This is a genomic window from Armatimonadota bacterium (genome assembly GCA_028871815.1).
In the GTDB taxonomy this organism is placed as follows: domain Bacteria; phylum Armatimonadota; class Chthonomonadetes; order Chthonomonadales; family Chthonomonadaceae; genus REEB205.
Genome location: JAGWMJ010000012.1, coordinates 41223 through 66341 on the forward strand (window position 1 = coordinate 41223; position 25119 = coordinate 66341).

At 61.8% G+C, this 25119-nt stretch carries 21 protein-coding genes; 8 read left to right on the forward strand and 13 right to left on the reverse strand.

Annotation, left to right across the window (positions count from 1 at the left end):
• Positions 1 to 11: 11 nt before the first annotated feature.
• Entirely contained in the window at positions 12 to 3164 is a 3153-nt protein-coding gene (locus tag KGJ62_13440) for a DUF3427 domain-containing protein (protein ID MDE2127585.1), read from the forward strand.
• A gap of 46 nt (positions 3165 to 3210) precedes the next feature.
• On the opposite strand, the gene trpC is transcribed toward KGJ62_13440, so the two are convergent.
• Genes trpC through KGJ62_13455 form a run of 3 tightly spaced genes read right to left on the reverse strand, consistent with a single transcriptional unit; the run spans position 3211 to position 6099 of the window.
• A complete protein-coding gene (trpC, locus tag KGJ62_13445; protein MDE2127586.1) occupies positions 3211 to 4005 on the reverse strand; it encodes an indole-3-glycerol phosphate synthase TrpC in 795 nt (264 codons plus the stop codon).
• Positions 4002 to 5078 (reverse strand): anthranilate phosphoribosyltransferase, encoded by a 1077-nt coding sequence (trpD, locus tag KGJ62_13450; protein ID MDE2127587.1) that lies wholly within the window; start codon positions 5076 to 5078, stop codon positions 4002 to 4004. Before trpD ends, trpC begins: the two co-directional genes overlap by 4 nt.
• Positions 5068 to 6099 carry a hypothetical protein gene (locus KGJ62_13455; GenBank protein ID MDE2127588.1) on the reverse strand — a complete coding sequence of 344 codons (1032 nt, stop codon included), beginning with the start codon at positions 6097 to 6099 and terminating at the stop codon, positions 5068 to 5070. The genes trpD and KGJ62_13455 overlap by 11 nt, the downstream gene beginning before the upstream one ends.
• A gap of 195 nt (positions 6100 to 6294) precedes the next feature.
• On the opposite strand from KGJ62_13455, the gene KGJ62_13460 reads away from it, so the two are divergent.
• Genes KGJ62_13460 through KGJ62_13470 form a run of 3 tightly spaced genes read left to right on the forward strand, consistent with a single transcriptional unit; the run spans position 6295 to position 8771 of the window.
• Positions 6295 to 7341 (forward strand): rod shape-determining protein, encoded by a 1047-nt coding sequence (locus KGJ62_13460; protein ID MDE2127589.1) that lies wholly within the window; start codon positions 6295 to 6297, stop codon positions 7339 to 7341.
• Positions 7342 to 7390: 49 nt separating this feature from the next.
• Entirely contained in the window at positions 7391 to 8215 is an 825-nt protein-coding gene (gene mreC / locus KGJ62_13465; protein MDE2127590.1) for a rod shape-determining protein MreC, read from the forward strand.
• A 40-nt stretch (positions 8216 to 8255) separates the two neighbouring features.
• Positions 8256 to 8771, forward strand: a complete 516-nt coding sequence (locus KGJ62_13470) for a hypothetical protein (GenBank protein MDE2127591.1) — start codon at positions 8256 to 8258, stop codon at positions 8769 to 8771.
• 23 nt (positions 8772 to 8794) lie between these two features.
• On the opposite strand, the gene KGJ62_13475 is transcribed toward KGJ62_13470, so the two are convergent.
• The gene (locus KGJ62_13475) at positions 8795 to 9334 is read right to left on the reverse strand and encodes a ComF family protein (GenBank protein MDE2127592.1); all 540 of its coding nucleotides are present in this window, start codon (positions 9332 to 9334) and stop codon (positions 8795 to 8797) included.
• Between the two features lie 602 nt (positions 9335 to 9936).
• Between KGJ62_13475 and KGJ62_13480 the strand changes: the two genes are divergently transcribed.
• Positions 9937 to 10545 carry a hypothetical protein gene (locus tag KGJ62_13480; protein ID MDE2127593.1) on the forward strand — a complete coding sequence of 203 codons (609 nt, stop codon included), beginning with the start codon at positions 9937 to 9939 and terminating at the stop codon, positions 10543 to 10545.
• A gap of 268 nt (positions 10546 to 10813) precedes the next feature.
• Positions 10814 to 11491 (forward strand): hypothetical protein, encoded by a 678-nt coding sequence (locus KGJ62_13485; GenBank protein ID MDE2127594.1) that lies wholly within the window; start codon positions 10814 to 10816, stop codon positions 11489 to 11491.
• Between the two features lie 88 nt (positions 11492 to 11579).
• Here KGJ62_13485 and KGJ62_13490 read toward each other — a convergent pair whose 3' ends face one another.
• From KGJ62_13490 to KGJ62_13510, 5 genes are all read right to left on the reverse strand, one after another.
• Entirely contained in the window at positions 11580 to 13385 is a 1806-nt protein-coding gene (locus KGJ62_13490; GenBank protein MDE2127595.1) for a GAF domain-containing protein, read from the reverse strand.
• Positions 13386 to 13391: 6 nt separating this feature from the next.
• Entirely contained in the window at positions 13392 to 13979 is a 588-nt protein-coding gene (locus tag KGJ62_13495) for a response regulator (protein MDE2127596.1), read from the reverse strand.
• Between the two features lie 261 nt (positions 13980 to 14240).
• A complete protein-coding gene (locus KGJ62_13500; protein ID MDE2127597.1) occupies positions 14241 to 15827 on the reverse strand; it encodes an altronate dehydratase in 1587 nt (528 codons plus the stop codon).
• Positions 15824 to 16648 (reverse strand): MBL fold metallo-hydrolase, encoded by an 825-nt coding sequence (locus KGJ62_13505; protein MDE2127598.1) that lies wholly within the window; start codon positions 16646 to 16648, stop codon positions 15824 to 15826. Before KGJ62_13505 ends, KGJ62_13500 begins: the two co-directional genes overlap by 4 nt.
• 407 nt (positions 16649 to 17055) lie before the next feature.
• On the reverse strand, positions 17056 to 17772 hold the full coding sequence (locus tag KGJ62_13510) for a M50 family metallopeptidase (protein MDE2127599.1): 717 nt from the start codon (positions 17770 to 17772) through the stop codon (positions 17056 to 17058).
• A gap of 88 nt (positions 17773 to 17860) precedes the next feature.
• On the opposite strand from KGJ62_13510, the gene KGJ62_13515 reads away from it, so the two are divergent.
• Positions 17861 to 18670, forward strand: a complete 810-nt coding sequence (locus KGJ62_13515) for a type III pantothenate kinase (GenBank protein ID MDE2127600.1) — start codon at positions 17861 to 17863, stop codon at positions 18668 to 18670.
• Here the strand turns inward: KGJ62_13515 and KGJ62_13520 are convergent.
• On the reverse strand, positions 18667 to 20355 hold the full coding sequence (locus KGJ62_13520) for a transglycosylase SLT domain-containing protein (GenBank protein MDE2127601.1): 1689 nt from the start codon (positions 20353 to 20355) through the stop codon (positions 18667 to 18669). The genes KGJ62_13515 and KGJ62_13520 overlap by 4 nt on opposite strands.
• On the opposite strand from KGJ62_13520, the gene KGJ62_13525 reads away from it, so the two are divergent.
• On the forward strand, positions 20319 to 21998 hold the full coding sequence (locus tag KGJ62_13525; protein ID MDE2127602.1) for a long-chain fatty acid--CoA ligase: 1680 nt from the start codon (positions 20319 to 20321) through the stop codon (positions 21996 to 21998). The genes KGJ62_13520 and KGJ62_13525 overlap by 37 nt on opposite strands.
• Positions 21999 to 22066: 68 nt before the next feature.
• Here KGJ62_13525 and KGJ62_13530 read toward each other — a convergent pair whose 3' ends face one another.
• The 3 genes from KGJ62_13530 to KGJ62_13540 all read right to left on the reverse strand — a co-directional run bounded on the left by KGJ62_13530 (position 22067) and on the right by KGJ62_13540 (position 24906).
• Complete coding sequence (locus KGJ62_13530) at positions 22067 to 23437, reverse strand: YIP1 family protein (protein ID MDE2127603.1); 1371 nt, start codon at positions 23435 to 23437, stop codon at positions 22067 to 22069.
• 68 nt (positions 23438 to 23505) lie between these two features.
• Entirely contained in the window at positions 23506 to 24051 is a 546-nt protein-coding gene (locus KGJ62_13535; GenBank protein ID MDE2127604.1) for a D-lyxose/D-mannose family sugar isomerase, read from the reverse strand.
• A gap of 153 nt (positions 24052 to 24204) precedes the next feature.
• Positions 24205 to 24906 (reverse strand): peptidase E, encoded by a 702-nt coding sequence (locus tag KGJ62_13540; GenBank protein ID MDE2127605.1) that lies wholly within the window; start codon positions 24904 to 24906, stop codon positions 24205 to 24207.
• Between the last annotated feature and the right edge of the window lie 213 nt (positions 24907 to 25119).

Here is a 25119-nt window from a genome sequence, read left to right on the forward strand (position 1 = left end):
AACGCCGCGCTTTGGTTGCGAACATGGCGGTAATGCCGCGCGACAAACTAGAGCTGGGCCTGTACGATGAACTGGTCGACACCCTGTTGGAGGCGGCCATTGTCGCGCTGCCAGACGGGCGCGACGCCGACTGGCCGGATTTGGATGCTGGCGAAAGGCACGTGGTACTGGCCGCGTACGTTTCGCGCAGACTCGCCGATCGCCTCAAGCGCGACGCCAGCGACGCCGCGGCGCAAGCCCGATTGTGCAATCGGCTGCTTCAGCTGCTTACCGGTGACGCCAGTGACGTGGACGCAGAGATCCCATCGAGTCCGAAGTTGTTGCGCGAAGTAGCTGAAGTGAACCCGGGACAAGTATTCCAGCCAACGCCCCGTCCCGTTACCGAGCTTCGCCATGCAGCGCTCTTCACCTCTCGCGGTGAACCCAATCTGCTCTCCGAACTGAAGCTGGAAATGATGTCCGCCGACCGTGTGGACCTGCTCTGCTCATTCATAAAGTCGAGCGGCGTCAACGCGCTCTACTCTGCGCTTGACCAGGCTGCCAAACGCGGAGCGGCCATTCGCGTGCTCACAACCAGCTACATGGGCGCTACGGACCCGGAAGCCGTTGCCCGGCTGGCAAAACTGAAAGGTATTCAGATCAGGGTCTCGTACCAGGTCGACAGCACGCGGCACCATGCGAAGGCTTGGGTATTTCACCGCAAAACCCACTTTGGCTCGGCTTGGGTCGGCTCAGCCAACGTGTCGACCTCGGCTCTAGCCGGCGGCCTGGAATGGGTGGTCAAACTCAGCCAGAACGAATTGCCGTACCTGTGGGAGAAGGTGACCGCAAGCTTCGACACGCTTTGGGAGGGCGTGGAGTTTGAGGAATACGACGCAAACTGCGATGGTGATACGCTCCGCGAAGCAGTGGCGCAACAGCGTGCTCATGCCGAAGGAAGCGCGCAGCATCTCTTTGATATTCGGCCATATCCCTTTCAGCAGGAGATTCTGGATCGCATCCAGGTAGAGAGGAAGGAACTCGGCCGCAATCGCCATCTGGTCGTGGCAGCCACAGGCACCGGTAAAACTATTATCGCGGCATTCGACTACAAGGCGTTTGCCGGTGCACAGAACCGGTGGCCCCGGATGATGTTCGTAGCCCATCGCAAAGAGATCCTCGAGCAGGCGCTTCAAACGTTCCGGCAGGTGTTGCGCGACCAGAACTTTGGCGAACTTGCCCTCGGTGGCTCAATACCCAGGCGTTGGGATCATATCTTCGTCTCGATCCAGCAGTGGAGTTCCTGGATGAAAGATAGTAATGACCCGTTGCTGCAGGGTGGGTGGGAGTACGTTGTGGTGGATGAGTTTCACCACGCGGAGGCACCGTCATACGTGTGCCTGTTGGAACGAATGGGCGCCGTGGAGCTTCTTGGCCTTACGGCAACACCGGAGCGCGCCGACCTACGGGACGTGCGGCGTTGGTTCAACGGTGAAATCAGTGCCGAATTGCGCCTCCCGGATGCTATCAATCGCGGCCTGCTTGCTCCGTTCAACTACTTCGGCATCACCGACTGTGTGAACTACTCACGGTTGAAGTGGGTGCGCGGCGGATACTCCGTCACCGACCTGGCGGATGCGCTGGAGGCCAACCGGGAGCGAGCGGCGCTGGTGATGGATGCTGTGAAACGGAGAGTCGTGAACCCGGATACCGTTCGGGGCATCGGCTTTTGCGTGGGAGTAAAACATGCAAAGCTAATGGCCGATTCGTTTCAGGAGGCTGGCGTCGAAGCGCGTGTGTTGACCGGTGAGACACCGGCCGCAGAGCGAGATCAGATCCGGCGTGAGCTCTCTGCTGGAAGCGTTCGGTATGTTTTTACGGTGGATGTTTACAATGAGGGCGTAGATATTCCCGACGTGGACACCGTGCTCTTTCTGCGGCCAACCGAAAGCCTTACCATCTTTTTGCAGCAGCTTGGGCGCGGATTGCGGCTCTGCTCAGGCAAGGAGTCGCTTACCGTATTGGATTTCGTTGGTCAGCAGCATACCAGGTTCCGCTACGACCGGCGGTTTGCCGCGCTGCTGACGGCGCCGGCCGATTCGCTGACGGCGGAGATGGATCTCCAGTTCCCGCACCTGCCCGCGGGCTGTGCGATCGATCTGGAGCCGGTGGCGCGCGATCACATCGCGGCCAACATTAAAGCCGCGATCCGCCAATCTCTTCAGACAATGCAGGCTGCAGTGCGCGAGCACTGGGAGGATAAGGGATCGCACCAGCCCTACGCCAAGTTCCTGCACACAAACAACCTTTGCCCAGATGACATCTACCGGCGAAATGTGAGTTACGCACAGTTATGTGCTGAGGCCAGCGGCGCAGCCTGGCCGGTCGACCCCGACACCAGTAGATTGACAAAGGGCTTGCGACGCATCGACCACATCAGCGGCGTGCGCCAGTTACGCGCTTTGCGTGGCGTTCTGGCTCGCGACGATGGCGTACCGGAAGAAGCGGCTCCGTATGTGCGGATGATGCACTATGCGTTGTGGGGCGATCCGCTGCCCATGGCTGGAGGGGAGCAGGACACCAGTGAGGCCGAGCTGTTGACTCGAACGGTCCGGAGTCTGCGACAGAAGCCGGCGATGCTGGAGGAGTTGGATAACCTCTTCGATTATCAGCTTCAATCGGTGAAAAGTCTCTCGATCCATCCGGATCCGAAGCTGCCGTTTGAGCTGCACGCGGCGTACTCGCGCGATGAAGTGCTGGCCGGACTGGGCGAGCACACGCTAGCCAGAAGGCGGCAGTTCCGTGAGGGAGTACTTTATCATAGCGAGCGCCATACCGATATCCTGTTTGTAACGATCTGCAAGTCGGAAGCCCGCCATTCGGCCTCCACCATGTACGAGGACTATGCGCTCAGCTCCACACTGTTTCACTGGCAAAGCCAGAGCACCACGTCCATCACTTCGCGGACCGGCGCGCGTTATACTGGCTGTGAACCAGGATACGCGGTCCAACTGTTCGTCAGGGAGCGAGAGAAAACCGCCGATAAAACGGCGCCGTTTGTCTGGCTCGGACCGGCGACTTACGCAAAGCACGAGGGCAGCCGTCCGATAAGCATTCTGTGGAACCTCCAGTACCCAATTCCGGCTCGACTGCTCAAATGGATGCAGCGGTTCGGCATGGATTAGGCCCATCTGACGGAGCCGCCATCCAGCAGCCGCCATCGACCCGCCGTCAGCTTCTCAGTACGTCCGTCAACTTCTGCAGCGCTGCACCCGGATCGGGTGCGCGCATCAGTGCCTCGCCCACCAGCACGGCGCGCGCGCCGGCCGCTGCAACTCGCTGGATGTCTTCCGCCGTTCGTATCCCGCTCTCACTTACCAGCATTCGCTCCCGCAGTTGTGGCAGGGCGGCAGTGATCTCTTCCGTGGTCTCGAGGCGGGTTTCGAAGGTTGCGAGATTCCGGTTGTTGATTCCAATCATCTCCGCGCCGGATGCCAGCGCCACGGTGGCCTCCGCGACGGAGTGGACCTCCACCAGGGCCGCCATCCCAAGCTGTTGCGCTCGCTCCAGGAGCAGGTCCAGCTCATTCTGCTGCAGCGCGGCTGCGATCAACAGGATGGCATCGGCGCCCGCGGCCCGGCTCTCGGCTACCTGCCACGGGTGAACGATGAAGTCTTTGCGCAGGATCGGGCAGGCTGTGCAGCGGCGAACCGCCGCGATGGTTGCGAGCTTTCCTCCGAAGTACTGTTCGTCCGTCAGTACCGAGATGCAGGCTGCTCCGGCCGCGGCATAGCCTAGTGCGATCTCAACCGGTTGGAAACGGTGCCGGATAATGCCGGCCGAAGGCGATGCCTTCTTGATCTCCGCAATCACTCCCACCGGCGCGCCAGCCTTGAGAGCGTCAGCAAACGGCCGCGCATCGGGCTGAGCTGCCAACTCGTCCAGCAGCACACTTTCCGACTTCAGAGCCATACCGGCCGCGATCTCTTCCCGCTTTGTCGCCAGGATCTTGTCCAGGATTGTCACGGCACGTCGCTATCTGCCTTGTGCACACGGCCGAACGCTGCTAACTGTTCCAGTTTCTCCCAGGCTGCACCCGACTCCATAACGGCCATGGCGGCCTCCGTGGCTTCGGGCCATGAGGAAGCCAGGTCGCAGAGGCGCAAGCACGCTGCGGCGTTTACGGCCACCAGTTCCCGCTGTGCCGCTACGGCCGGTGTCGGAGCTGCTCCCATCTGCAGCACCTTCTGAACGATCTGAGCATTCTCTTCGGCCGACCTCGCCGGCGCCAGCAACTGCAGCGGCGGTGGCGACCCCGCAAGTGCCAGCGCCTCGCGCGTTAGTGTGTACTGCCGGATATCGCCATCGCGTAGTTCATGAACCTGGGTAGGACCGAATGAAGATATCTCGTCCAGCCCATCTTCTCCGTGAACAACGATGGCTCTATCGATGCCCAACTCTTTTAACGCTGCAATCGCCAACCCACAAAGCGACGAATCGTATACACCCATCAACTGCAGTGAAGCGCCCGCGGGGTTCGTTAGCGGGCCAATCAGATTGAAGATCGTGCGGATGCCAAGCTCCCGGCGCGGCCCGGCTACGGCCCTGGTTGCCGGGTGGTAGGCCGGTGCAAAAAGAAAGCCGATGCCGATTGCATCGATACAACTAGCGGTGTCACCGGGCGCCATCTGTATGTTTACGCCCAGTGCTTCCAACACATCCGCGCTGCCGCAAATGCCCGTTGCGGCCCGATTGCCGTGCTTCGCGACGGTGGCGCCGGCAGCGGCCGCCACCAGCGCAGCACATGTTGAAACGTTGAACACGCGGCACTTCGCGCCGCCGGTTCCACATGTATCCAGCAGCGGCTGTCGATGCGGGCGGATGGTTACCGCTCGCTGACGCATCGCGTCCACAAAGCCGGCTGCGATCTGTGGTGACTCGCCACTTACCCGCAGCGCCGTCAGCAGGCCGCCAATCTGGCTTGCGGTTGCGCCGCCATCCATGAGCAGGCCGGCGAGAGCACGGGCATCACTCCGTTCGAGTGGCGGGCCCTCAATGAGCCGCTGCAGGTAGTTGCCGGCGTCGAGGTCAGCGGGCAGGGCGACGTCCACCCACTTCGCTGTCGGTACCGGTTGGCTCGGTCATACCATACCAACTGTTCAGGTCACGCGGACCAGTTGGTTCGGCTGCCGCAGCCGGCGCCGCGACGCGTGTTGGAGCCTGCGGCGCGAACACCGACTGCTTATCCAGAGTGACGCCATCACCCTGCGGGTTATACACGGTAACCTGGCCGCCGGTAGTGTTGATATTCACGTAGAACAGGTCCGAAGTGAGAGCGTACGGCAACTGCTTGAAGTTTCGATTTGATCCCTGAACCGAGGCGATCAGGCCCGGTTCATCTGCCCGTACCGCTACCATCCGATTGCGGTTGGGAATGGCAAAAACAAAATCGCCCTCGAGCCTCATACCGATGTGGTCGCGAAACCGCTCCATCAAGCCCCAGGTCGCCGTCATGTGGTCACCTTCAAAAACAAGCCCAACCACCTCGCTGCCCGTAGCATGCTTCGATGCTCCGCCGGTATAGAGCTCTCGCGTCACGTTGGGAAAGCTCATCATATTCATGTTGCTCATGGCCTCTGCCAGCGCCGTTTCAAAGGAGACATCCCAGGACTCAAGCTGTAGTTGAGTTACGGCGATGAGCGTGCCGGTAATCTCGCGCATGACAATTACGCCAAGCTGCCCGATGAACGGTTCAAACGGAAGGTTGTCGCCGGTTTTCGCCATCGACTCCGAGGCCTGCACGATCGCGTCGTTCGGCTTTAGCATGGGCCGGAGCAGCGTTCTGGCTTCGGACCAACTGTGGTCTGGTGGCCGCGTGATCAACGTGTGCATCCAGGCATCCACAATTGCGTCACGGTCACCGGGATTCCGGCTGTACTCCGCATAAAGCTGGCGCAGGTTGCACGCTTGCGCCGTGCCATCCACGGTGAGTACGAATCCCGTGTCGCTGGGTTCTATCTTTGAACCGGGAAGTCGCCTTCGCACGGTAAGCCGCACATGATCCCTGAAGGCGCCGTACGGCATAGCTTTCTGCTTGGTGAATATGCCCAGAAGCTTCATGTTGAGTCCCGCCTCTTTTTCGGACGTGCCTGCAATCGTGGCGCGCCCCGCGCCTGCTGGTGCGATACTTTACCTTATACGAGCATATGACGGGGGGAGAGGATTCCGGCGCTGCAGGCACGCCGTTGTCGTCGTGGCGCGCCTCACTTGTGATATAATTCGGTTCCCGTCGTTTGTTGGAGAGTTGGCTACCGCATGAATTTCCTTCGCGGCCTCTTGGGCCGCATTTCGCGTGATATGGGAATTGATCTTGGTACCGCAAACACACTGGTGTATGTGCGGGGCAAGGGGATTCTTCTCCGCGAGCCGTCCGTTGTGGCCATTGATCGCGATACGCGCAAAGTCTTGGCAGTCGGCGAAGAGGCGAAGCGGATGTTGGGCCGCACGCCCGGTAATATTGTGGCCGTGCGCCCGCTGAAAGACGGCGTTATCGCCGATTTTGACCAGACGGAGCGGATGATTCGCCACTTCATTGAAAAAGTGCATCGCCGCGCCATGTTGGTGGCGCCTCGGGTTGTGGTTGGAGTGCCAAGCGGCGTGACCGAGGTAGAGATGCGCGCCGTTAAAGAGGCCGCCAAGAAGGCTGGGGCAAAAGAGGCGTTTCTTATCGAAGAGCCGATGGCTGCTTCAATTGGCGCCGGCCTCCCGGTGAACGAACCGATCGGCTCCATGATTGTAGATATCGGTGGCGGAACGACGGAGGTCGCGGTAATATCGATGGATGGTGTCGTCACCAGCAAATCGATCCGCATTGCCGGGGACGAGGTTGACGAGTCAATTACCAGTTACGTGCGGCGAACCTACAATCTCTATATCGGAGACCGTACGGCGGAGGATGCAAAGTTTCAGGTGGGCTCTGCATTTGACGACGGAAACGAGCGCTCGATGCAGGTGCGCGGTCGCGATCTCATCTCCGGTTTGCCGCGCAGCGCTACAATCACCAGCACGGAGGTGCGGGATGCAATCCAGGAACCTCTGAACGCCATTGTCGAAGCTGTGAAGGTAACGCTGGAGACGACGCCGCCGGAACTGGCTTCCGATGTGTTCGAACGCGGGATCGTGCTGGCCGGAGGGGGCGCGCTGCTGCAGGGCATCGACAAACTGATTGCCCGTGAAACCTCGATGCCGGTTCACATTGCCAACGATCCACTTTCTTGTGTGGTCAACGGAACCGGGCAGGTGCTGGAAGAGCTGGACCGTAACCCGCAACTGCGAAAGTCTCTAAAGGGGCAGTCGTCTTAGTCACTGACAGCGCTTAGCAGAGTACGACGGCAGGAATGCCGAGAAGCGGATGAACCGAACGACCCGAAGCCCCTGGCGGCGCGCCGCACCACTCCTGCTCTTCGTTTTCCTTGGGACTCTGGCGGGCGTTTGGCACAACCACGCCGTCGCACACCACAAGCCAGACATTACCGGCGACGCTGTGCGCAGCGTCGCTAAGCCGGTCTTGATGGCCAGCCATGCTACCGGCAGCTGGTTCAGCCGGAATATCGGATGGCTTTTCCGTGGCCGCTCGCTGGCCGCACAGAATCGTCGTTTGGAAGCTGTCGTCGGAGACCTGCGAATGCAGAATGCCGAACTGGTGCAGCAGGCACAGGAAAACAGTCGCCTGCGCGCCGATCTGGGATTCGTGCAGCGCGCGCCATTCCGCTTGATCGGCGCCGACGTGATTGCGCTGCGACCCGATCCGGATTACGACACACTGCTGATTGACCGGGGTTCAACCTCAGGCGTTCATTCAGACGCTATTGTCGTTACAGGCAACGGTCTCGTTGGCCGTATCTTCGACGCCGGACCGCAAACCGCCTCGGTGCTGCTGCTATCCGACGCCAACTCCGCAGTTGGAGCGCGGGTGCAGCGCGCAGATTCCAATGCGATCGGCGTCGTGCGCGGGTCCAGCACAGGAATTTTGCAATTGACCTTTCTGCCGTTGGACGCCGACATCAAGGCCGGCGATACGATCGTAACATCCGGCATCGGTGGTGTCTTTCCACCCGGGATTACTATTGGTACTGTGGTTTCGGTGCGCACGAATACGGGGTCCGCCGAGAAGACGGCCACGATTCACGGCGCTGTGGACTTGCAGAGCCTGGACGAGGTCTATGTTCGTCAATAGGTCCCAATCCAAGCGTTTGACGCAAGTGCCGGATGGCGGCGTGTCGCCGAATCTCCGGCGAAAAGCGACACTCTGTTTCGCCGTAGTGGTGGCCGCATGTCTTCAGGCCAACTTCGCGTCGCGCTGGCAGGTAGCTGGCGTACAGGCAAACTTCCTCACGGCTACCGCGATCGGGATCAGCATCTTTTGTGATATGACGGGTGCGGCTGCGACCGGATTCAGCTGCGGTCTTATACTAGCCGCGATCTCCTCACCACCTGCAGGCGGAGTGGGCGCCATCATCGTCAGCACTACAGTGGCCGCCGCCGGAGTCGGCTGGATGGAGCGTCGCGTTTTCCGTGACAACGCTTTGCTTGCGGCGCCACTGACGCTACTTGCATGCCTGGCCGCTTCGTTGCTGGCGTTTGTGATCTCGCCACAGGCTGGCGTCACCCAATATGTGGGGCATGCTGCCGGCGCTGCTGCTCTCAACGCCGTACTGGCGATACCGCTCTACCTCGGCTTGCGCGCCGGCATCGGTCGGCAGCCACGCCGCGAGCTGCAGATGGCCGAATAGCCGGACGCGGATTGGAGAATCGGCTAGCCGCGCGTCGCCCGCGCAACGGCAGCAACGGTTATCGTCTGGACGCCGCAAGCGCGCAAAACGCGTGCACACTCTGTTACTGTAGCCATAGTCGTCATAACATCGTCGACGATCAGAACATGCTTGCCCGTTAGAGCGGTCACCTCTCCGGCGGCAAACGCACCCTGCACATTGACCTCGCGGTCCGCGGATGCCAGTTGAATCTGCGGTGGGGTATAGCGAATGCGCCGCAGGGCGCGGTGGGCAATCGATATGCCCAGCCTTTCCGACGCTGCTTCTGCCAGCAGGTGGCTCTGATTAAACCCCCTCATCCGCGCACGCCACCAGTGCAGCGGAACGGGGACGATCGCGTCGGCAGGCTGCCCGTCGCCTTTGCGACCCGCGATGACCGCGTCGGCAAGCATCGTGCCCAGCGGCCCGGCAAGTGCCGTCCGTCCTCCGTACTTGAGGCGGTGAATAGCCTCGCGAAGCGGACCCTCATAGCAGCCTACCGCGTGGCTGTGATCGATGGGCGACCTCGCGCTCCGGCATTGCACGCAGCGGATTGATGTCCCGCCCGTATCCCCGCCACACGTTTCACACAGGCCTGGCGGCAGCGGTTGAATTGCAGACCGGCAAGCGCCGCATAATGCACCGTCCTGATGTCGCGCGTGGCAAGCCTGACACCGACACGGATAGATCGCCTCCAGGGTTGCCTGGAGGGTCCACTGTGCCGCGGTGCGTAGAAGCTTCATGCTCGGCGCCGTGCCGATCGTGCGGCGGGCACCAATGTATGAGGCCGGTTTGGGATCAATTCGGAGCGTCGGATCAAGCTGCCAGTGGCCCAACCAGTTTCATGCTGTGACATCCAAAATGCAACCGTGGTTGAGCCGGGATGCATTCTGCCCAATCCTCACTCACGCCTATGCGAGAGAGGCTAGTGTACAGTTTGTTGCAACTGCTTGACAATCCTGCGTTCGATTCGCCATCATTATCCATGAGAGTGCACGCGGTTACACCGCAACTGCGCAGTGGTGCGCTGCGGATAAGCCGGCCCACTTGATGCTGACATGAACGCTGGCCGGCGAGCGAAGTTCCTTGCCAGGCAGCAGGCGTTGGCCGGGCCACTTTCAGAATGCAGAGAAGGGAAGGCAACCAGGTGCGAAAATGGACTAAGGAATCTATTATCGTCGACATCAAGTCGCTAGCGGCGGCTGGTCACGATCTCAATTACTCCACCATCGCCGAAGAGCAAGTGGCGTTGCTGCGCGCCGCCACACGATACTTCGGTTCGTGGCGTGTAGCGATTGAGGCGGCTGGTCTCCACTATGTGAAGATCCGGCGATACCAGGCGTGGTCACGCGAGAAGATACTCGACCGGATCAAGGCGCTGCACAAGCAGGGCGTTGACCTCAGTTGGCGGAACATCAGCACGCAGGTCGACCCACAGCTTGCTGCTGCAGCCACCAAGTTCAAGCACTTCGGCTCATGGCGTGGCGCCATCGAGGCCGCCGGGCTGGACTACAGCAAGATTCGGAAGTACAAGGAGTGGTCCGAGGCAGCGATCATCGAGCGCATCAAGGAGCTTCACAAGAAGGGCACGGAGCTGAACGCGAAGAGCGTGGAAGAGCACGACATCACGCTTATCACGGCAGCCCGACGGCGCTATGAAAGCTGGGATCGCGCTTTGGAGGCTGCTGGGCTCGATCATACGAAGATCGTGCTCCGAACGCCGTACCGCCGCCAGAGTGACGCCGGGACCAAGTAGTCAGGTCTAGAGGGCGATATGCTCCATGGCATCCCAGCTTCTTGGGAGCTGGAGCCGCCTTTCCGGATTGCAAGCGAGCGGGCGTCTGCCAGGCAGACGCCCGCTCGCGCTTTGTGCGAGACCACCGAAACGCGCAGCACGGTGGCGCACGTACCCGAATACCGCGGCTTGACACCCACGCCCTTGCGCGTCATAATCGTACGAGCCGGCAAATGATTTCTTTGCGCCGCCGGCCCGAGCCAATCGATCTGCTCCGGAGCGTATCGCCATGAACGCCGCCTCCTTGCCGGCCCTCTGGTCGGACTGTGTAGAACGGATAAAGGATCGCGTCTCCAACCGCTCGCTATGGGAGGCGCTCGAATCGGCACACCCCATAACGATCTCCGGTGAACTGCTCGTCGTGGGTCTCGATCCGATGAACTCCTCTCGGATCTCGCACATTCAGCAGGCTTCGCTGCGGAACGTAATTCAGGGTGCGGTTACCGAGGTATTTGGCCACCCGCTTACGCTGAAGGTGATCGAGGGCACTACACTCAGCGACTGGGATTTGACACAACAACGGGAAGAGCGCATCGCTACAATGCAGCGCGCTGAAGGCGTCAGTTCGATACGCAGCCGGGTGGCCGAGAACTCCTGGGAAGCAGTAGGCGATGCACTCGCTGAGGCATACACAAACTCGCCGCTGCGCCACTTGCCACAGGGCAAGGCCAGATATGCCAACGAAGCCGTGTATGCTATCGTTGACGCACTTGCAACACTCTACTCCGATGACCCGGATGAGAACGCTGAACGCGGCTATGCGCGCCTTCTCGAACGCGTTAGCTCCAACGCCGATATTCCAGCCTCGGTGCTTGCTTTCGAGGTCGAGCGTTTGCGCGCATGGCAGCAGCAGCCGCCGACCTCCGAAGCCGAGTCCGAGCCGGACAAACCCGCCGCCGAGGCGTAGCGGGTCGCCGTGCCTCGGCAATTGCCTTAATCGCCGGTAATCGAGCTTTTTGCCGCAGCGAGGGATCTTTCGACGCAGCCGCCAACCCCTACCGCGGCGCCGTCACGGTAGCCACGATCCGCCCGGCGTCGGCATCGCTCTCCAAAGAAAACGTGCCGTTCAGGTCGCCACGGACTAACGTCTCCACGATCCGGAGTCCGAGGTTTTCCGACGCCTGCGTTGTAAAACCTTCCGGCAGCGGCTCGCCATCGTTGTCCACGACCACGGTGTATTCGGTTGGCATTTCCGTGAGTCGAATGTTAATCCGACCGCGATCCAGCACCTTGAAGCCATGCTCCACGGCGTTTTGTACCAGCTCGTTCAGGACGAGCGCCATGGACGTCGCCTTTTCAAATGGCAGCACAAAGTCGTCGCCGTCCACCCGCATCTCAATCGTGCGGTCCGGCGGTACCACACTCTGCTGGGTGGCATGCACAATGCTCTCCGCCACCTTCTTGGTGCTCACAGAATCGAGGTCATCGCGCCGAAGTAGTTCGTGTACGCTGCTGATGGCCATGATGCGGCTCAGCGTATCGTTCAACGCGCCGTCCACCGTGCTGTATTTGCTGAAACGCAGCTCGAGCCGTATAAGGCTCACAATCTGCTGGAGGTTGTTGCCAACGCGATGGTGCATCTCTTGAACCACGGCGCTGCGGACCATCAGCTTGGCATGCTCAATCGCGAGTGCAGCCTGGGTTGCCAGCGCCTGCAGAACGGTCAATTCTGCGGCTGAAAACACGTGGGGCAGTTCGGTGCAGCAGGTCAGCACTCCGATTGGCTCGCCTCCAATCAGGAGTGGCACGCCGGCCATGCCGCGAAATCGCTTTGGCAGTCGCGTTTCGCCGGATACTTCCACGGGCAGCATCTTGACGTCCGGCACGGCAATTGCGTTGCGTTCGCTGGTGACCCGGGCGGCATGGCGCTCAACAAACGCCAGATCGGCGCTCCCGACTCCGGCTCCATCTGCCGTCCAGCTCGCCTTGAGCGTTAAGCCCTCCAGATTTCCCTCCTTCAGCAGCACGGTGCAAAGGCTGTAGTTCATCGTTTGCGCCGTCATGGAGACCAGCAGCTGTACCAACTCCTCCATGTAGAGATTGGAGGTGACGGCTTGACTGACCTCGGAGAGCGTATGGAGATGCTCGGTTGTGCGCTCCAACTGACGATAGGTTCGCGACCGCTCGACGGCGCCGGCCACCTGATTCGCAATGCCGGAGAGCAGCCGGATCTGTCCCAGGGTGTATTCGTGCGTCTGGCGGGTTCGCACGTTAATTACGCCCAGCACATCGCCACGAGCCAGCAGTGGAACCGAGAGGATGCTTTCGTACTCGCCCTCCTGCATTTCGGCAAAGAAGCGAAATCTCGGGTCCTCCCACGCGCGTTGGCTCACGGCAACCGACCGTCGTTCTCTCGCGGCCCAGCCGGTGATGCCCTCGCCGAGCTTCAATCGGATTTTGCCCACCACGGCGCCAAAACTCTCGTCGGTGGCGCGCAGGATAAGCTCCTGCCTGGCCGCGTCCCACAGGTAGACCTGGCACGAGTCGGTGCCGGTCATCCGAACCGCGATCGACGCGGCAACCTTGAGCATCTCTTCCAGGTCGAATGAAAGACCGGTGGCTTCGGCTACCTTCCGCAGCGCTTCGGCCTCGCCCCGGTTCTCCTCCAGCTCGGCCCGCAGCTTCCGGATCTCCTGGCCCATCGCCCGAAGTTCCCGCGCATAAGCCGAGACCTCGCGGCGAACTGCGGGGGCATCATCACCCTGATAGTGGGAAAGCGCAACAGCCAGCCGTCGTGCGCGAACCGAAGCCAGGTGCCCGGGGCGGGCCGAGAGCCGTGCAGAGCGCTGCTTTACCGACATGCCAACTTACACGTTGTCGGCAATGATGATCGCCTCGGCAATCTCACGCATACTCCGGCGCGTGTTCATGCTCTGGACCTGGATGCGCCGGAAAGCCTCCTGCTCGCGAAATCCATGCTTGTCCATCAGGATTCCCTTTGCACGATCCACCGCCTTGCGGGTCTCCAGTTTCTCCTCAAGGTCCGCCGCCTGCTGATCGATCTGGATCCACGCGTTCCAGCGCGCAACCGCTACCTCGATCTGCGGCATCAGCGCCGGTCCGCTGAAGGGCTTGACGATGTAGGAGTAGACGCCCGCCTCGTTTGCCCGCCGAACAAGGTCTGCCTCACAATAGGCCGTAAGGAGTAGAACGGGAGCAATCTTCTCATCGGTGATAATGCGGGCCGCGTCGATGCCGTTGGTTTCCGGCATCTTCACATCCATCAGCACGAGGTCCGGCGTCAGGCTGCGGGCCATGTCTATTGCCACGGCGCCATCGGCAGCCTGCCCCACCACGGTATATCCGAAGTCGTCCAGGTATTGCGACAACTCGAGACGCGTCAGCGAATCGTCATCGGCAATCAGCACACGCAGGCTTTTGGTCTCTGAAGTCATGGTTACCCCCATCTTGAAGTCGCGCCGGGCAGCAAGCTGCATTCAGCCGCGGAGATGGCGGTAAAACCGGCTCGGAGGCGCGGTTATGATGGCCGGAGGGAGAGCGGGTTGATGCAAACAACAGGACTGCAGGCGGTTGCGCGGCTTCGTCGTTGAAGAACCGTGCGGAATGCGAACCGCCGCATTTTACTTGGAATCGGCTCGATCTGTCAAAGCTTCATGCGGTTCGGTGCAGCGTTCCATCGCCGGAAACCAATGCTGTTACATCACGGGCCCAAGCAACCATGGCGCAAACTCCGCCTCGCCGAAGCCCTGCGCCTCGCTGAGCGTCCGCGCACCGCCGGCAACCTCCAGCAGCCGCTCAAATATCTGCTGGCCCACATCCTCCACGGCCACACCGTTGAAGATCACACCGGCATCCAGGTCCATGTCGTTTGGCATCCGTTCGTACAGACTGGTGGTGGTGGATATCTTCAGCACCGGGCAAGGCTTGAAACCGAGGCACGAGCCGCGCCCAGTGGTAAAGGCGATCAGGCTGCATCCGCCGGCGGCGAGCCCGGTTACGGAAACCGGATCGTGCCCGGGCGTATCCATAAAGGTGAGGCCGTGCTGCAAGATGCGCTCACCGTATCCGTAAACCTCCATCAGCGGCGAGCTTCCTGCCTTCGCGACAGCCCCAAGTGACTTTTCGTAGATCGTGGTGAGCCCGCCCTCCTTGTTGCCGGGTGCGGGGTTCGCGTCCAGCGTTGCGCCAAATGTTCCGGTGTACCACTCCCACCAGCGCATCAGCTCCACCAGCTTGCGGCCAACGGCGGGTGAAATGGCGCGGCGTGTCAACAGGTGCTCTGCGCCATACGTCTCGGAGGTCTCGGCCAAAACCCACCCCGAGCCCTGAGCCACAAACAGGTCGCCGGCGTGGCCCAGCGCGGGATTGGCGGTAATGCCGCTTGCGCCATCGCTGCCGCCACAGTTGGTGCCGATGACCAGTGCCGCTGCCGGCTGAGTGGTTCGGACCGCAGCAGCTGCCTGGCGCAGCAGGGGCTCCAGTGCCTCCGCGCCGCGCGCGATGGTTCGCGCCACGCCGCCCTCTTCCTGAATTACGATTCCGCGAGGGCGCTGCGGATGAGTGCCGAGTTCACCCGCACGGATGAGGCCGGTATTGCTCGCCAAAGCCGAAATCTGGTTGTCTTCGCAGCCCAGGCCGGTAAAGAGGTAGCCGCTAACATTGGGATGCGTGGCAATGCCCGCCAGCGTGCGCTGAAGCTGCTTGTAATCGGCGCCGCCAAGGTGTTGGCCGCAGCCGCTCTTGTGCGTAAACGGAACCACGCCATCCACGCCCGGAAAATCAAGCAGCGCCGCGCCGCGAAACCGCTCCGCAATGCCGATGGCCGAGTTTGCGCTGCAGTTTACGCTGGAGATGACCGCGACGTAGTTCCTGGTACCCACGCTGCCGTCGGGTCGCAAATAGCCGGGAAAGGTTCGCTGCTCTACCGCCGGCGATATGCGGCAGCGATCGGCATCGGCGCCCCATGCGTAGTCGGGTTCTGCGCGCGCCGCCTCTTCGACCCGTGCGAAACTGAGGTTATGCAGGTGCACCCAATCGCCGGTGGCTATCTCCTGCGAAGCAAAGCCGATCATCTGCCCGTATTTGCGGATCTCGTCGCCGGTTCGCGCGGCCCGTACCGCAACTTTGTGGCCGGCCGGTACTTCGGCACGCACGGTGACGGTGATGCCATCACCGACCAGCACGTCCCCAGTGTTAAGCGCCCGGCGGGCAACCGCTACGGAGTCGCCAGACTTCAGTAAAAGAACCGCCGAAGCGAACTCGAGTTCGCGTCCGGCCGTCAACGCGATACTTCGATCTGAAGCCCGTCGTAGCCCGCAACAATGCCGGCGGGTTCCAGGAGCGCCTGCAGGTCATCGTGCACCATGCCGCCGTTATGAGAATGGTGCGTCGTCACCACCTGCGCATCCACGGCCATATTGCCGCGCCGAATCAATTCGGCTCGCATTCGCTTCACATCTCCGACCGAAAGGTGACCATTATAACCGCCCTCGATGGGGCCTTTAGTGCACTCAACAATCAGCGCATCAATGTCGATGCCCTCCATCGCGCGCCATTGCGCTTCGCCCCACACGCCCGTGTCGGTGGCATACAGCACGCTGGCGCCGGACGGGTCGGCGATGACGTAGTTCAAGCAGGTAAGAGCCGGGTCGTGCGGCGCCGGAATACCTGTAATGCGGTATCCACCAAGGGCAGTGGTTTCTCCCGGCGCGATGCACTGCGGCTCCAGCGGGGCCAACTGCAGATCCACTTGACCCTTGAGCGCGCACACCACATCGATCGGCCCCACAATCGGCAATTTGTCCTTCCATGCATCCACCACAAAATAGGGTCCACGGTACTGCAGCTCCGTCACGCAGAAGTGGTCATCATGGGCGTGCGTGATCAAAACCGCCTGTACCGCAGTCAGGTCCAGGTGGTGCTGGAGCACATGGAGGTACGTATCGGGCGGAAAATCTATAAGAAGGCGATCATCAACCAGTGCGGACGAGCGCGTGCGGATGTTGCGCCCGCCAAGTTCAATCGCCCTCTTGCAGGCAGCGCACCGGCAAAACAACCCCGGCCAGCCCTCTGCCGCCGCCGTTCCGAGCAGAGTGATCTTCATCCAGGTTCCTTGAATGGGCTCTATCGCCGGACGGCCGGCGGCAAAGAGCGGTCTTCACGCCTATCCCGCCATTATAGGAGCGAGTTGCGGCGGTAACAAGTTAGGCTGCTCACAGCAGCACAATGAAAAACTTCACAGCAGCGCCGGCATTGTGCAACTTTTGATACCGAGGCGCACTTCGCGTACGCGTGTCCGCCGCATGCCGGGCTACAGATAGTCCCCCATCGGCTCAAAAGCATGACCGCAGCCTGCGCACCGCTTCGAATTGCCAGGAGCAACCATGCGGCAGCGCGGGCACAGCCGCAGCTTGACGGGAAACCGTCCGCACTGCGGGCACTCGCGTGTTTCTCGATAAACCAGCGCGCCGCAGTGCTGACACGCCCTGGCGTCGTCGCGTGGTACCGGCTTCATGCGGCAACCGACTGCAGCTTTCGGACGCGGGTTCTACGCCAAAAAACGCGCAGCGACCAGAAAAGCGTGGCGCCGGCGATTCCAGCCCAAATGAGTGCCCAAAACTCGGGCGGCATGCCGACCGCACGCGACATGAACACCGCATCGTTATCGCCGATATGCGCGGATGTGAGGTAGAGCAGGTTCACAAGGTCGGTTATGGCGTTAAGGCAGCACTGTACGGCAACGAAACTGGCGGCGAACTCGGCGGCCCGTGGCGGCAGCAATCGAGCCATCCCAAGCAGCAGCACGCCAATGATAAGGCCGGCCGCAACGGAGAAAGCAGTGCGGCACCACAGCAACACCACCAGAAAGAGGAAGCCACCGGCAACTCCCAGCGCGGTCCGCCCCATACCGCGACGGCCGAGCCTTCCGGTATGCAGCATCAATGCGCCAAACGCGGTTGCTCCCAGATAGCCGCCGGAGTACACGAACGGCAGTGCCCATCCCGCCGTTCGCGTGTAGGTAAGGCCGGAGCCATCTGGACGTATCGTCATCGAGATAACGTCTCCCCCGGTCGCCAGCGCCGTCAGCGCGTGCCCCGATTCGTGCACGAACGTTACGAACAACCGAAGCGGGTACAACAGAATGGGTCCGAATGGCGCCATCCACAGCAAAATGGATGCCGCTGTTGCCAGCAGCAGCAACTTCCGGTTGTCTAACTGCATTTTCATACGTTTAACTGCCGCACTCCGGACGGATACCTACAATACGCATTCTACTCCGAATTGGGTTTTTGCGGTACCGGCCCTCCCACGAGTAATGTTGACGCCGATCCCTCCAACCGATTTGCCGCTTTTGTGCCTGGATGCTGGCAACACCTCGGTCCACGCCGCTGTATTGTGCGGAATGGAGCCGGCAGGTTCGATACGCTTGACGCGCGTGGAGGCCGAGTCGTCCGAGGTGCTTGGCGGCGCGCTGCGCGGACTGCTGGCTCGATCACACGTGAGACCCTCGGGAGCCGCGGTATCCGTTCGGCCGGAACTCAACAATTGCCTGCGCCAGGCATCCGAGCCCCTTTTGACCGGTCCGCTCCACTTTGTAACGTGCGACGACTGCCCGATCGAAATGCGATACAAGCAGCCGCAAGCCCTGGGAATGGATCGGCTGTGCAATGCCGCGGCTATTCACGCACTCCTTCCGGACAAACTGCCCGGTCTGGCGATCGATTTCGGTACGGCGACCAAGTTTGACCTCGTGGGGCACCATGGAGCCTACGAGGGCGGGGCGATTGCGCCAGGTCTCGAAACGGCGCTGCAGGGCCTGATCGGTGCGGCCCAGCTTTTGAGCGCGGTGGACCTCGAAGCGCCGGATTCCCCGATCGGCCGTACAACTGCAGAGTCGTTGGCAAGCGGCTTTATCCTGGGTTTGGCCGCGTTGACCGACGGAATGGTCACCCGCTTCAGCGCTGCAGCCGGCAGCGATTTGACCTGCGTCGCTACCGGCGGTTATGCCGCAAAGATTGTAACGCACTGCACCACGCAAATGCGGGTGGATCCGTTCCTGACGCTGCGCGGCGTGCGACTGCTCTGGGAGTACCGGCAGCGCCGTTCCGCCACAAGTTCGGCCTAGAGCCGCGGCAGTTTGCCGGTGGATGCCACCTTCTGCAGCGCGAGCCGATAGGCGGGATTGGGTACCAGATGATAGCGCGCTGGGCCGCCGCTGGAGGAGCGAACCCAGGCGATAATGCCCCGGTCGGAAAGTGCGCCGAGCGCCCACAACAGCCGCAGCTGTTCCAGGCGCGATTTCGGCTGCAGCACATCGGCCGCGATGCCGGTGGTGTGGTAGTTGAAGGCCGGCGGTGGACCAACCGTTGCGCTGCCATCGGGCATTTCGGGCGCCGGCTGCGCCTGCAGGGAATCCGGCCACTTGGCCACTTGAAGGCGCTGGTACGCCACCGTGATCGTCAGGTCACCGAGTTGAAGCCGTGCCTGCCCGCCGGCCCTGCGATAAATCGCCGCCAGCAGTTTCAGTGCGCCGAGCGTTTCCGGGCGCACGCATGCATACGGCTCCGCATGAATCGGGTCCAGCGGGGCCGGCTCGGCTGCCAACGCAGCAGAACTGGCAACCGGAACCAGGACGCCCTGCGCGCGCGCGCGCAGCAGCGTGGGCATATCCGGAATAGCCTGCTGCATTCCAGCGGGATACCACGCAGCCTCCATCAGTCGACCAGGCGCCAACTGTGACCACTCTGCCGCTGCAGCCGCGGGAGACTTCCGATACACCGCCAGCAGTTGCATTGCGGCCAGCAGCTTCCACCAGTAGTAACGATGATCGTCAGAACGGCTGTACAGGTAGGTGAACGCCCGGACATGACTCGTGGGCGAGCAGCCAAAGTAGATCATGGGGTATGAGAGGCGCGAGCCGCCGGCGCCCCGTGCGATCGACGCGGCCGTGCTGGTACTCGCGCCGAGAAAAAGATCGATCAGCCGCTTCACGCCGCCCGCACCGCCATGATATGCCTGCATAAGCCAGTCCGCGGCCGGAAGATGCTGCCACTCCGACAGCAGGTAGCCCGTTTGCGCGGCAATCGCCAGGTCGGGATTGTAACGCTCATCTGCCTTTGCACGCTCCGCGGTCAGCATGGCGATCCGGCTTGCCGCCAAGGCTGCGGGGGATCCCGGCGCGGTACCACCCGTACCTTGCGATTGCAGTGCGCTGATTTGGGCGGTGAGGTCGGTGGACGCAGCCGCATCCACGTGGAGCCCCATGCCGCGCCCGGAAGAGGGCATCCACTGCGACACGCCGACCGCGCCGGCGGGCGATATTGCGTCCGGCAGTCCACCCGACTCAATGTAGATGTCGGCAGCCAGCAGACCCTCCCACCTGGCACGAGCCGCGCTGAACGGTTCGTGGCGTGATGCGGCGATCGCGCGGAGCGCCCGCATATTGGCCGGTAGCGCCAGCACCCGGTCCAATATCGGCACTACGTTCGTCTCTACACGAGCGGCCGCGTCCAGTGAATCGGGACGGCCGGCGACACGCTTCATCAGTGACGCCACAATACTGGCTTCCAACTCGTTTCGGGTCAACTGCAGTGGCAGTGGCGCGGTTCCGGGCAGTGACGAAAGGGGCCCGAACCGGACGGGCGTGGTGCGCCGGCGAGGTTTGCCGCAGCCGAACACGGACAGAGTCAGGCAGGCGACAACAACAAAGGCAGGAACGGGCGGAAGTATACGCTGAATACCAGGTGGCGAAACGTCGCGCTTGAGGTGCACCCGTGGATCAACAGCCTGTTCCGGAGACGTTGTTTGCATTGTATAAGCGGGCCGCAACAGCGCGGCCCAATGGCCCGTTGTTCCGCCTGTGTGAGCCAGATGCGATTCGCGATATCACCGGAAGCGAGTTTCTCGCGCGGGCTGAGTCGCTGGCCTGCGGCATGCTGGCTGCCGGCGTGAGCGCCGGCGACCGTGTGGGAATAGTATCCGAAAACCGGCTGGAATGGATTGAGACCGACTGCGCGATCCAGTGCGCCGGCGCCATCACAGTGGCCCTCCACGCGCCGCTAAGCGCCCCCCAGGTCCGCGAACAGTTTCTGGATTCCGACCCGGCGCTCATTTTCGTATCCTCTGCCACACAGCGCGATAAAGTCCTGCAGTTTCACAAAGAGTGCTCCGCGCTGCGCGGAGTCTACACGTTCGATCATGACGCCGCCACCCTTGCGACGCCGTACCTCGATGAGATCGCCATTCAGCCGAGGGCCGAACTTCTTGCCCAGTTGGCGACGCGCGCCAGGTTCAGCTATCCCGATGACACAGCGGCTATCATCTACACGTCTGGAACCACCGGCGCCAGCCGTGGAGCGTCGCTTACGAACCGCAACCTGATCTCAAACGTAGCCTCAACAGCCCGGATGATTCCACCGGAGGAGACGCCCGATCCGGTCTTGCTCAACTGGCTGCCGCTCAGCCACATCTTCGCGCGTTCGGCCGACCTCTATGGCCCGCTCCTCCGCGGGCTCATCATCGCGCTTACTCCCTCCATCGAGGCGCTGCCCGGTGACCTGCTGCGCATCCATCCGGACTACCTCTGCGGCGTACCGCGCCTCTGGGAGAAGCTGGCAGCCGCGGCGGAGCCGGAGCTGGAGTCCGGCGATACGGGAGCACTGAGGCGATTGATGGGCGGCCGCCTTCGATGGGGCATCAGCGGTGGCGCGGCGCTGAACCCGAGGATTGCCGAGGCGTTTGCCGCAGCCGGCGTACCGCTCTACCAGGGATACGGACTTACTGAAACAAGCCCAACCGTCACGTGCAACTTTCCATCGCACAGTCGGCTTGGAAGCAGCGGAAAAGCCATCCCGGACGTGGAGGTGCGCATCGCCGAGGATGGGGAGATACTCACGCGTGGACCGCACATCATGAAGGGTTACTGGCGCAAACCGGCTGAGACTGCCGCGGTGATCGACGCGGACGGCTGGTTCCAAACCGGCGATATCGGCGAGCTGGACGACGATGGCTACCTGACAATCACCGACCGCAAGAAAGATATTCTGGTGACTGCGTACGGCAAGAACGTGGCGCCGCAACAGATCGAAAACCGGCTCTGCTCGGACCGATTCATTGAGCAGGCGTTTGTCTATGGCGACGCCCGGCCGTTTCTCGTGGCGCTGCTGGTTCCGCGCTTCAAGGAGCTTGCCGATTGGTGCGTCGAATCGGAGGTCCCGGAGCCGGTACGCGATGCCATCGACCAGTCGCCGCAAATCCACGAGCTCTTTCACCAGCGCATCTCGATCGCCCTTCGCGACCTGGCGCCGCATGAGCAGGTGCGCCGTTTCGTGCTGGCGCCCGGCTCGTTCAGCATCTCGTCCGGCGAATTGACGGTTACAGCAAAGCTGAGGCGCTCGCAAATCCTCGCGAACCACCGGGAACAACTCGACGCGCTGTACGAGCTGTCAGAGTAGTATCCCCGGTCACCGCCGGACCGGGCCGGAGCGGCCGTTCACAGTGTCTTGCAGGCGGAAACGCACCGTCAGTGAGGCTGCATCGCCTTGATCATCGGCAGAACGGTGGCTACGGCTAGCGCGATCAGCAAGATGCCTGGCAATATCGTCGCCAAAAACACCGCGCCGAAGGCCGCTCCGGTACCGATCTGGTGAACGCGCGCCACACCGATGATTGCCACCACAAACCACCAGACGAGGCCAATCAACGACGCCAATCCGTACAGCGGATTTGACGTTCCAGCTAACATGGGCGGTGGCGCCTGACTCGTTTGATAACCGTTATAGCCCTGCGGAAAAGGCGGCGGCGCTTGCTGATTACCGGCCTGAGCGTTGAATTGCGCAGGGATCACGCGAATCCTTGCTGTGCCGGTTCCGGGGCCGCTTCTCATCGCGGTTACTTGCGGCGCCGGCGCCATCAGTCCTGCTACCAAGAGCCCGACAGCCGTGAGAAACACCCGTGGGTAATGGGAATAGACGGTAACACGATAGGAGCTGTCAAACGCGCCGTTTCCGCCAAACATCCGAGCGAACATATGGAGAAGTCCGCCGAAGATGTACGACGCGATCAGGAAGACCAACGTTAATCCGGCCGTTCCGAGCACCATCGCTAATACGCCGAACATGGCCTGGCCCTTGACCAGCATGCCAATACCCACCGACATACAGGTCACTAATGCCATCAGAACGATCGCCGCGTACGGCGCGTTTTTGCCTTCCCGGCCGAGCTGCCCGGCAAAGAACTGCGAAGGCGACATGATCACCGCCCAAGCATCGCGCCATGTCTGCAACAGGTCGAACCGATCTTCAACGGCTGCGGGCACATTCAAGTACCGGGGCATCGCCGCCGGAGCGCCATAAGGCGCGCCGCCTGGCAACGGCGCCTGGCCATAGGCCCCGGGCGACGCTCCCCCGGCTAGCGGAATCGGGCCGCCGCCAAGGGGTGTTGGGCCGGTTTGGCCCGCGCTCGTTGGCGGCGAACCGCCGGTCACCGGCGCGCCGATCGTGGGCTCCACGGCGGCCGGTTGTGGCTGGGGCGACGGAGACGGCGCAGCAACCTTCGCGCGGAGCTGATCCAGCAGCTGGCTTGCCTGCGCATAGTCCGGCCTCAACGTAATGGCTTGCTCGGCCGCCTGCATCGCCTGTTCGGGCCACCCGGCCTGGTTCAGAACGAGCGCCATGTTGAAGCGAGCCTGCGCATTGCCCGGGTCTAGCGTGACGGCCCGAGTGATGCTCTCTACGGCAGCTGCATGGCTGCCGCTGCGGCTTTGCGCCACGGCGAGATACTGAAAAACGGCGCCGTCATCCGGTGTGGCGGCCACAGCTTTCTGCAGAAAACCGACCGCTTCTTCCAGCCGGCCGTCATTGAGCGCCGCAAGTCCAGCTTCTCGATCGTCCATGCTTCCTCTTACCACCTTTCATCCGGCCGAGTGCGTAAACGTTCGGTTGCCCCGCAGTTCCGGGGTTGCTAATCGATGACCCGGGTCTCGCGTTTAATCCGCGGGTCTCGAAAAACATCCGATTCATCCCTGCTCTTTGTGGAGAACTCACTCACAACCGCGCCATCCGGCCCGGCCTGGAACCAGTGTGGCGTGTTCGGCATGATCGTGTACTGATCACCGGGCTTCAGCACAACCTCATGCTGCAGCGTATAGTGGGCGGCGCTGTCCGAGGGTGGCGCTCCGTGTGGGTCTGGCGTTGCGACGCCCGGTACGAACAGGTAGACTTCGCCCCAGCGGCACCGGAACGTCTCCTCTTTGCCCGGGTCGTCAGCCAGAGGCGGATGCCAGTGCTCGGGGCAGGTCTGTCCGGGGAACATCACAAGCTCCTTGGCGCAGCACCGCTCCGTATTGATGTACACCACCAGTTCGAGGCCGGTTTGGTCCAATTCACCAAGGCCAAAGTCAGCCACTTCGATCTGCCCATGCTCGGCGCTCGAGAGGACGATACCCGCCCGGTCCAGATAGCCCGCCGCACGCGCCCTTGCCGCGTCCAGTTCTGCCTGCGAAATCATGCGATGCCCTTCCTGATGTTGCAAACAACCCGATCCCCTGGTTCATGCTGAAGGGCGATGATTCCTGCTTCTCGGCAAGTTGCGCGCAGTTTTGCTGCCGATCTAAGGTATCGAGCACATGTCGTGCATTGCCACGTACGCGGTTGCTTCCGGTTACGACTCAGCGAGCATCCGGCACGCCAACGGCGTCTCCGTGACGCCGCCGGCGCATGCCTCCACTCGCCACGCGCCCGCGTCCGGACTGGCGCTTACCACGCGTTCCAACTCGTCGCCCCGAAACAACAATCCAACGGTGTCGTCTGTGGCCAAGCCCGGCGGAAGCTGCCCTTCGGCAACCATCTTGAGGTAGGTCGGGCGTCGCAGCGGCTCCGAGTGATAGTGCGGGCAGTTGCTGCCGGGCAGAAATCCCAGGCAATCAAGTGGTGAGATGCGCCCGGGCCACGAATCGGTCGTCCCCTGCTGGAACCAGCAGATTGAGCCCGCGCTGGAGCCGCACAGCACGACACCACTCTCCCAGGCTCGCCGTAGAATGACATCCAGGCCCCACAAACGCCACAAGGCCAACATATTGCGCGTGTTTCCGCCACCGACGTAGATGATATTCTGACGCATCACAAGCGCTTCCAGAGGCTCCTCCGGCTGGCGGAACAGACTGAGTTCCACGGGTTGGCAGCCCAGCCCGGAATAGTTCTCAGCGAAAGTCCGGTACGCGTCCGGTGGATCGCCGCCGGCAGTTCCGATGTAACAGACCCGAGGCGCCGATACATCGGCAAGCGACACAATGAAGCGCGCCAGTATGCGGTTGTCAGGCCGCCCGCCACCGAGAGCAAGTATGGTTGGCGTTGAGCGATGCATGAATGGGTCCATCTGAATTGTACTTCGCCGGCGGTTCGCCACTCGGGCTGTGGCTGCACCAGCGGCGGGTTCACCGGCGCAAACCTGCAGTACCCGTCAACTCTACGCGTACGTACGGGCCATTATGGGCGATGAGCGAAGATCAGTGCTATAGCGTGGAGCTTGCCGGTATAATTGACCTCATCTGCAATCCGCCCGTGGAGAGCGGCACAA

What these genes read in the sequence shown, in the direction of transcription:
- KGJ62_13535 (MDE2127604.1), bottom strand. Translation starts at nt 24,051, where the DNA reads ATGATTTCGCAGGCAGAACTGGACGCGGCAAGGGCGCGTGCGGCGGGC.
- KGJ62_13530 (MDE2127603.1), bottom strand. Translation starts at nt 23,437, where the DNA reads ATGGACGATCGAGAAGCTGGACTTGCGGCGCTCAATGACGGCCGGCTG.
- KGJ62_13540 (MDE2127605.1), bottom strand. Translation starts at nt 24,906, where the DNA reads ATGCATCGCTCAACGCCAACCATACTTGCTCTCGGTGGCGGGCGGCCT.
- KGJ62_13515 (MDE2127600.1), top strand. Translation starts at nt 17,861, where the DNA reads ATGTTGACGCCGATCCCTCCAACCGATTTGCCGCTTTTGTGCCTGGAT.
- KGJ62_13455 (MDE2127588.1), bottom strand. Translation starts at nt 6,099, where the DNA reads ATGAAGCTTCTGGGCATATTCACCAAGCAGAAAGCTATGCCGTACGGC.
- KGJ62_13510 (MDE2127599.1), bottom strand. Translation starts at nt 17,772, where the DNA reads ATGAAAATGCAGTTAGACAACCGGAAGTTGCTGCTGCTGGCAACAGCG.
- KGJ62_13460 (MDE2127589.1), top strand. Translation starts at nt 6,295, where the DNA reads ATGAATTTCCTTCGCGGCCTCTTGGGCCGCATTTCGCGTGATATGGGA.
- KGJ62_13490 (MDE2127595.1), bottom strand. Translation starts at nt 13,385, where the DNA reads ATGTCGGTAAAGCAGCGCTCTGCACGGCTCTCGGCCCGCCCCGGGCAC.
- KGJ62_13505 (MDE2127598.1), bottom strand. Translation starts at nt 16,648, where the DNA reads ATGAAGATCACTCTGCTCGGAACGGCGGCGGCAGAGGGCTGGCCGGGG.
- KGJ62_13485 (MDE2127594.1), top strand. Translation starts at nt 10,814, where the DNA reads ATGAACGCCGCCTCCTTGCCGGCCCTCTGGTCGGACTGTGTAGAACGG.
- KGJ62_13495 (MDE2127596.1), bottom strand. Translation starts at nt 13,979, where the DNA reads ATGACTTCAGAGACCAAAAGCCTGCGTGTGCTGATTGCCGATGACGAT.
- KGJ62_13520 (MDE2127601.1), bottom strand. Translation starts at nt 20,355, where the DNA reads ATGCAAACAACGTCTCCGGAACAGGCTGTTGATCCACGGGTGCACCTC.
- mreC (MDE2127590.1), top strand. Translation starts at nt 7,391, where the DNA reads ATGAACCGAACGACCCGAAGCCCCTGGCGGCGCGCCGCACCACTCCTG.